A 632-nucleotide genomic window follows, 5' to 3' on the forward strand; every position below is an offset into this window, starting at 1 on the left:
AGCACGCTTTTGGCCCCGTTCGGCGCGGTGATTGCGAGTGCGGGTACGCCATCCTGTGCAATAGCCGGTGTGGAGGCGAGGGTGGCGGCACAAACGAATGCCGCCAGTGTGCGAAATTGGTCAACCAGGCCAAACGACCGCAGCATGCGATGACTCCGGATGTGAAGAGGGCTAGGGGAAGGACTGTATGGCGGGCAGGGCGCAATGCAGAGGGGGGCCGTGCCGCCCAGTGGGTAGGTAAGCGGCGTTGCTACGCCCCCTTGCGCCGTGAGTTTGGTTTGCTCGGCGGTTGACCGGTCTGCTGATCTGGTGCCGACTCTGGTGTCGGCTTCGCGGCCTCAATTTGCTCGCGCAGCATTCGCAACTCGGCCTGGGCACCGGCCTCAAGACCGACGACCTCGGTTAGTTTCTCGCGGGTGCGCTCATGCGCGGCCTGCGCTTCAGCCAGTTGGGCACGCACCTGGTGCTCGCGCGATTCGGCGTTGGCCAAGCGCTCGTTGGCCTGGATTCGGGCGATGTCAGCAGCTTCACGCTGCGCATCGGCGACGGCGGCTGTGCGATCGGCAGCGACCCGGGCGGCCTGTTCCGCCGCCAGTTGGGCGCGCAGTTCGCTCAGTTCGCGCTCCAAGTGT

1 pseudogene is annotated in these 632 nt (G+C 65.8%); it reads right to left on the reverse strand.

Annotated elements, in window-relative coordinates:
* Nucleotides 1-250: 250 nt before the first annotated feature.
* A pseudogene (locus ACH34W_RS55540) lies at nucleotides 251-632 on the reverse strand (hypothetical protein); the annotation flags it as partial.

Source organism: Actinomadura sp. 6N118 (genome assembly GCF_044326415.1).
GTDB lineage: Bacteria > Actinomycetota > Actinomycetes > Streptosporangiales > Streptosporangiaceae > Spirillospora.